Annotated in this window: 8 protein-coding genes; 4 read left to right on the forward strand and 4 right to left on the reverse strand. The window is 35.0% G+C overall.

Features of this window, described 5'->3' with window-relative positions; translation table 11 throughout:
• The first annotated feature begins 396 nt into the window (after window positions 1–396).
• Window positions 397–1,452 carry a DUF2931 family protein gene (locus K8B81_RS20610; RefSeq protein ID WP_223683418.1) on the forward strand — a complete coding sequence of 352 codons (1,056 nt, stop codon included), beginning with the start codon at window positions 397–399 and terminating at the stop codon, window positions 1,450–1,452.
• Between the two features lie 725 nt (window positions 1,453–2,177).
• Here K8B81_RS20610 and K8B81_RS20615 read toward each other — a convergent pair.
• The gene (locus K8B81_RS20615; protein WP_223683419.1) at window positions 2,178–2,351 is read right to left on the reverse strand and encodes a hypothetical protein; all 174 of its coding nucleotides are present in this window, start codon (window positions 2,349–2,351) and stop codon (window positions 2,178–2,180) included.
• A 359-nt stretch (window positions 2,352–2,710) separates the two neighbouring features.
• Between K8B81_RS20615 and K8B81_RS20620 the strand changes: the two genes are divergently transcribed.
• Both K8B81_RS20620 and K8B81_RS20625 read left to right on the forward strand, forming a co-directional pair.
• Window positions 2,711–4,222 (forward strand): carbohydrate-binding domain-containing protein, encoded by a 1,512-nt coding sequence (locus K8B81_RS20620; RefSeq protein ID WP_223683420.1) that lies wholly within the window; start codon window positions 2,711–2,713, stop codon window positions 4,220–4,222.
• A 346-nt stretch (window positions 4,223–4,568) separates the two neighbouring features.
• On the forward strand, window positions 4,569–5,777 hold the full coding sequence (locus tag K8B81_RS20625; RefSeq protein ID WP_223683421.1) for an outer membrane protein assembly factor BamB family protein: 1,209 nt from the start codon (window positions 4,569–4,571) through the stop codon (window positions 5,775–5,777).
• Between the two features lie 72 nt (window positions 5,778–5,849).
• Here K8B81_RS20625 and K8B81_RS20630 read toward each other — a convergent pair whose 3' ends face one another.
• The 3 genes from K8B81_RS20630 to K8B81_RS20640 all read right to left on the reverse strand — a co-directional run bounded on the left by K8B81_RS20630 (window position 5,850) and on the right by K8B81_RS20640 (window position 9,117).
• A complete protein-coding gene (locus tag K8B81_RS20630; protein ID WP_223683422.1) occupies window positions 5,850–6,662 on the reverse strand; it encodes a helix-turn-helix domain-containing protein in 813 nt (270 codons plus the stop codon).
• A gap of 26 nt (window positions 6,663–6,688) precedes the next feature.
• Window positions 6,689–7,687 (reverse strand): SDR family NAD(P)-dependent oxidoreductase, encoded by a 999-nt coding sequence (locus tag K8B81_RS20635; protein WP_223683423.1) that lies wholly within the window; start codon window positions 7,685–7,687, stop codon window positions 6,689–6,691.
• 131 nt (window positions 7,688–7,818) lie between these two features.
• Window positions 7,819–9,117, reverse strand: a complete 1,299-nt coding sequence (locus tag K8B81_RS20640) for an alginate export family protein (RefSeq protein WP_223683424.1) — start codon at window positions 9,115–9,117, stop codon at window positions 7,819–7,821.
• A gap of 300 nt (window positions 9,118–9,417) precedes the next feature.
• Here K8B81_RS20640 and K8B81_RS20645 point away from each other — a divergent pair, with 300 nt between their 5' ends.
• Entirely contained in the window at window positions 9,418–9,852 is a 435-nt protein-coding gene (locus K8B81_RS20645) for a PepSY-like domain-containing protein (protein ID WP_223683425.1), read from the forward strand.
• Window positions 9,853–10,012: the final 160 nt, after the last annotated feature.

The following is a 10,012-nucleotide window of genomic DNA, read 5'->3' on the forward strand; positions in this document are numbered from 1 at the left end:
CGAAAAAAATAGCGTGCAAACACAAATGGTTTAAACACGCTATAGAGACTAGTTCTATGACTGTCTTGAGCAACAAAATTAATAAAAAATAAGATTTTAGTTGGAAATCAACACAGAATCTTATATGCTTATGTATATGGATTAAAAAAAATATGGACAAAGATTTTATTTACGCTTCTAATTATAGCAAATATAATTGTACTCTTATTTATCGGGTGGGCTTATCAATTTGCAAAAGGAATGGGATCACATTAATCTAAAAATATGAAAATAAATAGTTTAAACAAGATTTATATTGTAATAACAATAATACTATTAACATTGTTATTAAAAGTGGGGTATAATCGATGCAAGGAAAGCGGGATATTAATATTTAACAAGGAAGAGAAAAAAGAAATGCTTATAAAAACAGAAAAATTTGAATGGTTGGCAGCTGCAGGAGCTAGTGAAGAATATCCAATGGAAATTGTAAGTGGAGGCTTTATTGCCTCTGATAACAGTACACAATGGATACCAAGCGGAGAAGTCTTAAAGGCAGGCTGGGGCAATGGTAATGGCGTTTGGGTTGTAGGTGATGAATTGAGAAAAGTGCCAGAACGCATGGTATTAACCTGGCTGTCTTATGCAGAAAATAAGTTTTTTACTGGCGAATTTGACCTTCCGCAGGAAAAAATGTACGAATTATTCAAGAAAAACTATGGGAAAGGAATACATCCTGACGGATCAGGATTTGATTTGAAATTTTCAGAACTTACAGTTGGAATAGCGCCAAAAGGTTTGATAACTTTATGGATGAGTGGTTTTGCACAGGTTGAAATAGGAACTTATCAGGCACATGAAACAACTATAGAGTGGAAAAAATTTTACAGAGGAGAAGCTAAAAGAGAAGTTGTAATAAAAAGTTATCAAAACGATATGCTTCCTTTTGTACAAGATGAAATTGCACAAAACAAAATAGATAATATTTATTTTAAAGATTTATTAGAAAAGTATAAGTATTCAGTCAATTTCAATAAAACACATCAATACAAAATATATGATTATGAGATTTGGTTTGTTAATCATGAAGCTGTCGATAATACGAGTAATGATTTGAACTACATTTTAAAATCTCAAATATCAAAAGCTATTCCTGGAAATATGGTGTTGTTTCTAAAAGATAATTTTGAACGAAAACTGGAAGTTCGCATTGATCTCTGCATTCTTAAAGAAAAAGACGTAAGAGAAAATTTATCACCACTTGAGGAACGTCCTAAAAATCTAGAGCTAATAAAAGTTTTTAAAACATTCTTTGCTCAAAATGAAAATGTAGAATTATACATTAAGTTCAACAAAGAGATTGTAAAAAGCAATATTCACAAACCCGTCTATTCCGGTAAAGTTTATTTAAAATCGCCAACTTCTGAGGTTGAGATACCAAATTCAAAAGTTGAGGTTTATGATGTAGAATAATTCAAAATACAACGTATGTAAAATAATTCAGCATTTCGATCATGATTTATGCCGGTTCTATCGGAGTACTTCCGGAACTTTGAATTTAATCCTGAAATATTTCGCACTGACTTTATTTGGTTTTTATAATCATATTTAATTCTTTAAAAGAATCCCGATTTTACAGCAAAGTAATTTTGGGATTTTTAGCTAAATAAAAAGAATATGATTTAATGTTTTGAATTCTAATTGTTTACAGGGGTGTGATTTAAGAAATGTTGCCATCCTGAGGATAGCAAAATATTAACTTGAGAGGGCTTCGACTCCGCTCAGCCCGATACTAATTTTTAATTTACCCAAACGAGTTATTTATATTAATTACATTTTTCAATTCTTATACAACTCAATTTTCCTACCCTCAAAATCTTCAATTACAGTCCTAAATCCATACTCTGTTTGTGTGGGAGGTAAGACGAACACGACTTCTAATGCTGTTAATTTTTGAATTGTGACCTCGAAGTTGTCAATTCCGAATCCTAGCCTTAGGTTTTTGTCTGCCTGGGTCTGGCTTTTTGTTAAAGGATAACTCCTTGGTTATAACTGGTTTTGATTATAATTTTTAATACGTTCAAATGATGTCGAGAGGAAATTATCGAGAACAGAAAATTATTATTAAAAACGGTTCTCGATATATTTTTTGTTCCGTTTCTCTGCACAAAAAACACTCGAACTGACGTTTTTAATAATTATAGGGCATAGGTTAAAGGATAAATTTCTAAAACGGTCTTTCCGATAGTCGCACTATAATGAAATGGCGAATTTCCGTGTTGGTGGTACTCAAAAGTCAATCCGAACAGGCTGTAAAAATCGGATAGTTTTTTAGTGTCGCTTGTTCTTAGAACTAATAGACGTATTTCCATTTTGTACTTTTGTTTTTGAGTTTTGCTTTTTATAGTCCGGGACTAAATTAAGGATTTTTACATGTGCAAATCTAAAGGCTACAAAGCTTTATTCGATTCAAAAAATGTAAACAGGTACTTATCGCAGCCGTTTGCCAAATGAAACTGGATTTAAGTTAATAATTTTTTCACCCCAAAATATTGCCCATTCACCTCAATTTATTGTTGGAGTTGTTGAATATATATAGTATTGCAGTTATACTTTTCCGGAATATTATGAGGATATCCGTTTATTAGGATAAAACCGCTATTCATTTTATTCGCTGAACCTTTTTTTTAGAGTCGCATTTTGCCATTACTAATTTAATTATACCTACACTATGAAAACAAAAAAATATTTCTATCTCTGTTTAGGCGTTCTTGCCCTGTCCTGTTCTAAAGACAACGATAGCAATGAAGACGAAACGAGTGTTACAACTACTGATCCTGTTACCATTAGTGCAACTGTTGCCAAGGGAACAGCAGAAGGCTCATCGGAAACAGGAGCAAACGAAGAAGACATATTGGCTAATTCCACATTTGCTTCAACGGTAAAAATAACATTTAGCGGTACAAGTGCAACGGTAGAAAATGCGGTAACAGGAGTAACCGTTACTACTTCCGGTGCTGATGTTACAGTGAACTCAACTGTTGCCGGAGTCGCTTATGAAATAACCGGCACTACCACAGACGGAATGCTTAAAATCTATAGTGATAAAAAATACAAGCTTACGCTGAATGGTGTGTCGATCAAAAACAATGATGGACCGGCGATCAATATTCAGTCAGGCAAGCGGGCATTTATTGTACTGAGCGGAACAAATACCTTAGAGGGTGGAGTAACTTATGCAACCTCGACCGAAGATCAAAAAGCAACCTTTTTTAGTGAGGGACAGCTTATTTTTTCAGGTTCTGGTACTCTAAACGTTGTTGGGAATAATAAACATGGTATTGCCGCTGATGATTATGTGCGTGTACAAAGCGGTACGATTAACATTACCAAAGCGGCTTCTGATGGGATCCATACCAATGATGCGGTTTATATCGACGGTGGTACTCTGAGCATTATAGCGTCCAGTGACGGGATCGAAGCAGAGGAGGGGCATATTATCATCAATGGCGGAACCATAACCGCTACTGTTGCCGATGACGGAATAGTGGCTTCATACGATACTGATGATACGATCGATCCTTATGTGGTGATCAATGGCGGTACTATTACAATCACTACAACAGGCCAAGGCGGTGAAGGAATAGAGAGCAAAAGTAAACTGACCATCAACGACGGCACTATTTATATCAAGGCTGTAGATGATGCCATCAATGCCGGTGATGCGATTTATATCAATGGCGGCACTATTGTTGCCTACAGTACGACAAATGATGGTATTGATTCTAACGGTACACTGACAGTAACCGGAGGAAGAATCTTTTCTACAGGAGCCAAAAGCCCTGAAGAAGGTTTTGACTGCGATAATAATACGTTTAAAATTACCGGCGGACTGCTGATTGGCACCGGAGGGGCAACCAGTTCGCCAACTGCCAGCGTATCTACTCAGGCTTCTGCCATTTTGGGGAGTGGAAATGCGGGAACGATATTTAGTATATTAGACAGTGATAATGCAGAGGTAATGACGTTTAAATCGCCTGCGAGTTTTACAACATTACTCTTGTCCGGCAGCAAATTCAGTTCGGGTAAAACCTATAAATTGGTTACGGTTTCTGCGGTAACTAACGCTTCGGATTTTAACGGACTGTATCTGGGAGGAACATTTAGCAATCCTACGGTATCGTCAAGTTTTACACTGACCTCGATGGTGACCAAAATAGGAGGGAGCACCGGTCCGCGATAATGCAATAATTTTGACTCTATGAGAACAAGTCTGTACCTGATGAGGTATGGACTTGTTTTTGTTTATAAAAGGATCATCCATTTGATATGAAATAGCATTAATCAAAAAATGCAATCTAATTTTGTTTCAGTATGAGCCATCGTATTATTTTAAAGAAATCCTGTTCCAATCCTGCATAACGACTCTATAGTACATAGCTATAACTATAATAGTTTTTCACTATATTTGGCATAGATATTGGTTTGTTGTTGGTTTTTAATCAATCTGTATCGGGCTAATATTATAATTTAAATATCCGATTCCACTTTTAAATAATTGTCCCCAAATCGAAAATCAAAATTTAAAAATGAAACAAAAACTTATCATCCTTCTGTTTGTATTTACTGTTATAAATGTATTTGGACAAGTGCCTGCTACTTCAAGGCCTACTGAAACTATTAATCCTGCTCATACTATTTCAGCTGCTGTAGATGCTTTCAGTAATAAATCCATAAGACCGGTAAAAAAGGTTCCGTTAGACGAAGCTTTAATCCTGATTTATGATTACGACGGCACGCTTTTTACATTCGATTTAGAATCTGAAACAATTGCCTGGACCGTAAAAGCTACAGATGCTTTTACAGAAATGTGCGCAAACGGAGTGACACTTCTTGACGGGGTTTTGTATGTTCCGTTTATCAACGGAGAAATTTTTGCGATTGATAATCAAACCGGAGAAATTTTTTGGAAGTCAAGATTAGGGGATAGTAAAGACCAAATTATACTAAAAAATCAAATTCCGGTCATCAATAATGGCAAACTGTTTATAACGACCCAGAGTCCAAATAATAATATTTATGCCCTGAATCTAAAAGACGGCAGTTTAGCATGGAGCAACAAGCTAGAAGCTACCAATAACGATATGCCGGTTTTGTTTTTTGACAACAAAGTTTTTACCCAAAGCGCATCAAATTTGTATAGTTTTGATGCCAATACAGGAAAACTTCTTAGTCAAAAAAACTTTGAAGGAGCCATTTTAGGAAAACCTGCCACCGATGGTGAAACTATATTTATAGCCAATGAAAAAAATGCCGTTTATGCTTTAACGCCAGATAAATTAGATATTTTGTGGGAATTTAAATTCGATGAAAATCAAAATAATGTAAGGCAACATATAGTGGGTAAAGACAAAAAAGTCTATTTTGCGGCACAAGGGGAGGAAGTTTCTTCTATATATGCTGTGGATGCTAAAACAGGAACCCAGTTATGGAAAACGGATTTTAAAGCCGATACTATTGCTTACATGATTGAAGAAAGTGATAACATTTGGGGATATACCCGAAAAGGAAAACTTTTTCAAATAGACTTGACGAATGGCGAAATAGCATCAGAAGTTAAATTAACCACCAGGCCTATCTCAAATTTTGAATTTGCCAGCGATGATGAATCCTTGTTTTATTTTTCTGACGCTGCTTTAATTCAATTTGAATTTAAAACAAAAGACGAAAACGAAGTTTACCTGCGGACGTCGATTAAAGACGACGCCTATAGCGCCTATGTAAAACTGATCCGATAATCAAAAAAAGCTGTCTCTTCAGACAGCTTTTTTTGATTTGATTATGATTTTAAGCACGTATTACTTAGAGCATTATTTTGTTATAGTTAATTGTGTAGGGGAAATTCCGAATTGTTTTTTGAAAGCAAATGAAAAATGCGATAAGTTTTCAAAACCTGTTTCCAGATAGACCTCAACAGGTTTTTTGTTTTTTTGCGTTAATTGATAATGGGCAAGTTCCAAACGTTTTTGTGTGAGCCAGCGTTGTGGTGTTGTGTTATATATTTTAGAAAAATCCCTTTTAAAAGTAGTCAGACTCCGTCCTGACAAGTAACTAAACTTTTCTAATGGCATATTGAACATAAAATTTTTTTCCATAAAACCTGCCAAATCAATTTTATACGGTTCTTCAAAATTGGCTAAAATGTTGTCTATGTCTTTATCTATGGTACGAAGGATTGAAATTGCTTCCGTGATTTTTAAAGAGGCAATATTTTCAGGGAATTTTCCCTGTACATCAAAATAAGGGATCAACGAGGCAAGGCAGCTTTCTAGCAGAGGATGCTTGTCAAAACTTCGGATTTTTTGAGTAGCCGAAATTTTTGTTGTCACATTCAGGCTGGCATAAAATTCGCGTAATCTGTCGGTAGAAAGATGCATGACAACTGACTTATGGGGCTGACCGTCTTTTGGGTAATTGATGATTGCCGCTAATTGATTTCTTGGGATCAGAAAAATGTCACCTGATTTGAATAAGTAGTTTTTATCTGCCTGAATGATTTTTGTTTCGCCAGAAATGAACCACACAAGCATATGGTGGTCAAACACTACCTCAGTTTTAAACAACTTATCTTCGTAAGAAGAAAGTTTAATGTCGTCTGTAATATATTTTAGTTTAAATTCCATTTGCTTGTGTGGCTACAAATTTACAATTATCCATTTATATGGAATTTGATACCTGTGAGTTTTTCGCTTAATTGCCACAATTTTTTTGCGTTTGTTTCGTCCAGCGAATATCTTTTAACCCCTCCTGAAACTTCCTGTCCTGAAGATAATCCGGCAATATCTGTATCTTCACAAAATACACCTCCAATATTATTTAATTGAGGACTAGTAGCGCACCAAATCGTCGTAGAAGCACCTTGTGGAATTGTTTTCAGAGAAGCAGCAACTTCTGGCAAAATATTTCCTTTTTCATCGCAAAATCCCATTTTTACAAATAATTCTAAAGGTGCTTCCCTTGCCAGTTCAGTATCCTTAATAGAACCAGGGTGTAATGAGTATGCTCTTACACCAAACTTTTTTGCGCGATTGTCTAATTCAACCGAAAACAAATTTACAGCTGTTTTCGATTGCCCGTAGCTTTGCAGGGTTTCATATTCCCGGTGTTCAAAATTAGGATCATCAAAATCAAAAGGAGCAAACTGATGTCCTTGCGATGAAACGTTTACGACCCTTGCTCCATTGGCTCTCTTTAATGCCGGGAATAGATTTGCAGTGAGTTGAAATTGCGCCAAATAATTTATAGCTAATTGTGATTCAATTCTGCGGGAATCCCTTCTCAACGGAACCCACATAATTCCTGCGTTGTTGATGAGTAAATGCAGTGGTCTGCCTGAAGCTAAAAATTTTGAGGTAAATTTGTCAATAGAATTTGGATTGACTAAATCCATTTCTTCGATTTCTACATTCGCAATTCCTTTTAGATTTTTTACTGCTTTTTCAATATCCCTGGCGAGTACAATGACAGTAGCGCCTGCATTTGCAAGTGTTTTGACTGTCTCTAATCCAATACCTGTGTTTCCACCTGTTACAATAGCAATCTTGCCTGAAAGATCAATGTCTCTGATTACTTCAGCAGAAGTTGATTGTGCGTTGAAACCTGAACCTATTGGTTGCTGCAAGGCTCCGTTATAATTTTTTTGTCCCATTTTTTTAAAATTTTGTTGGGATAAAAGTAGGCAGCATTTTTTCTTGAAACTTTGTTTAAACGGCTGACTTTGTTTTGTTCAAAAGGCCATTTTGAATGTATGCCAGAGGTGTTTGAAATGTTTGTTTAATTCTATTTTTTGTACATTTTCCAGTCCGCAGCATTAAAAGAATAAGAAAGCATTAAATAGCTCCAAAAAGCCGTCTTATTTTCCTTTTGTATTTTCGGAAGGTATTTCATTGAGTCAGTTGACTTATAAAGAGAAAATGCACCATTGATTTCAAGAAACCTGACGGGAATATATTTTAACGAAATGTCGTTCTCGAATCCAAGAAATTTTTTTACATTCTGATTCAATTCATTCTTTAAATTATATTGCGAATAAAAAAGATGAAAATCTGTACGAATGGATAATTTTGGATGTAAAGCAATGCTGGTAAATAGATAAGGATTTAATAAACCTTTACCGCCAACATCTGCTGGAAATCGGGTAAAAACATTCATGTTTCCGTTAAATTTCCAGGTCACGCCATACAATACATCAAAATCTCCAGAGTTGCCACTTGCTGAATTTGGACTGCTTCCGCTAATCATTTCTGCACCCAAACGCCAATTTATTTTCTGCAGCGACAGTTTAATTTCCGGCTGAAAATAGTATGCAAATAGTTTTTGTCCTTTTGGATTGTGTCCGAATTGCAGGTAACTGTTTAAAGTATAATTCCATTGGTTGGTTTTAAAATCAATTCGTCCGCCTGTCGTGGCCCGGGTATAGAGGTGTTGTGAATTGGCACTTTCTAAAAAATCCACAGCACTTACGGAATTAAAAGAAAATGCTCTTTTCGAATTATAACTGAAACTATTAACCAGCATGTATTTATACCGGTTTGCAGCTACAGGAGAATAAGCTGATTCAAATTCAGTGCTGTAATTCCGTGTAAACAAAAAGAAAAAGTCATTAGACAAATACGCTGTGTTTTTCATTACCCGAATACCTTCGTATGCCCTTCCTTGCTGAGCCCAGGGAGCATCAGAAAACAATCTTCCATTGTCTAATAAGATGCTTTGTCTGCCTAAACGAATATTTACCGATTTGAATTTTGTTTCTAAAAATAACTGGTAAAAATTGATACTCCCAACTTTTGATGCCGAGTTCTCTTTATCCCAAAGATGGATTTCCTGTATATCAGATTTAAAGAGCCATTTTTTCCTTTCATATTGCATCGAAATCCTGTTTCGCTGTGTGAGATAAAAATAAGGACCGGCTGTGGTATTGGGAGGGAGGGTATAATTTGAAGTGTATTCTGCTCTTGACCTTATTTCGATATTCATTAAAAACTGCTGGGTCAAAGTGTCTTTTTCTTGTGCCTGACTGCTAAATGTGATTACAATAAACAGAAGAAAGAATGGTTTGTAGAAGCTTTTTAATATCATATTTATTTATCCTATATAATTAATATAGAATTGCAATGATACTAAAATTATCCCATTAGCACAATTTAAGATTTGAAGTTGATTCTAATGTTTTAAACATTTCTTTTCCGGAAAATGATCCGTTTAGATAGGTGAAATTTCCAATAGGAAATGGATCTAATGTTCATGGAAAAAGAATTAATCTTTCTTCGGTTTTAAATCTGTACGCTTTATAAAATCACTAAAGGTTTCTTAAATTGGTTTGAATGTGTTTTTACTTATTGTAAATTAGAGAGTATGTAAATTTTAATTTAAGCAATTATGAAAACGAAAATAATTACAGTCGCATTGTTACTTGGTTTTGTACTATCGACTCACGCACAGAAGAAAATTGAACTTACTGAATTGCCAAAGCCAGCACAGGAGTTTTTAAAAAAGTATTTCAGTACTACTGTAGTAGAAACAGTCAAAAAAGATGCAGAACATGGTGAAAAAGGATACGAAGTAAAACTGAAAGACGGCACCGAAGTAGAGTTTTGGAAAGACGGCGCTTATAGAGAAGTAGATGGTGGAGAGAAATCCATTCCAACTGAATTTATTCCGAAAAACATAAAGGATTATGTGGCAAAACATTATCCAAATGAAAAAATTACCCACATTGATTACGGACACAAAAACGTTGATGTAGATTTAACAAACAAAATAGACCTTGAGTTTACAAAGGAGGGGAAATTTATTAGAGGAGATAAAGATTAATGTTGATTTTGAGATTTTTAAATGATATAAAACAAAAACGAGGCTGTCTCAAAAGGACAGCTTCTTTTCGTTTATAAAAAATTAAGATAGCTATAAAAAATTAATTCGGTTTTCGGAATTCGGCTTTAAAGATGATTTTCCTTTTTTTGACTGATTTTTA

The sequence above is a fragment of the Flavobacterium hibisci genome (assembly GCF_020026925.1).
In the GTDB taxonomy this organism is placed as follows: domain Bacteria; phylum Bacteroidota; class Bacteroidia; order Flavobacteriales; family Flavobacteriaceae; genus Flavobacterium; species Flavobacterium hibisci.

Bases quoted from the DNA above. Each gene is read 5' to 3' on its own strand.
- K8B81_RS20635 (WP_223683423.1), bottom strand. From the start codon at position 7,687: ATGGGACAAAAAAATTATAACGGAGCCTTGCAGCAACCAATAGGTTCA.
- K8B81_RS20640 (WP_223683424.1), bottom strand. From the start codon at position 9,117: ATGATATTAAAAAGCTTCTACAAACCATTCTTTCTTCTGTTTATTGTA.
- K8B81_RS20625 (WP_223683421.1), top strand. From the start codon at position 4,569: ATGAAACAAAAACTTATCATCCTTCTGTTTGTATTTACTGTTATAAAT.
- K8B81_RS20610 (WP_223683418.1), top strand. From the start codon at position 397: ATGCTTATAAAAACAGAAAAATTTGAATGGTTGGCAGCTGCAGGAGCT.
- K8B81_RS20630 (WP_223683422.1), bottom strand. From the start codon at position 6,662: ATGGAATTTAAACTAAAATATATTACAGACGACATTAAACTTTCTTCT.
- K8B81_RS20615 (WP_223683419.1), bottom strand. From the start codon at position 2,351: ATGGAAATACGTCTATTAGTTCTAAGAACAAGCGACACTAAAAAACTA.
- K8B81_RS20620 (WP_223683420.1), top strand. From the start codon at position 2,711: ATGAAAACAAAAAAATATTTCTATCTCTGTTTAGGCGTTCTTGCCCTG.
- K8B81_RS20645 (WP_223683425.1), top strand. From the start codon at position 9,418: ATGAAAACGAAAATAATTACAGTCGCATTGTTACTTGGTTTTGTACTA.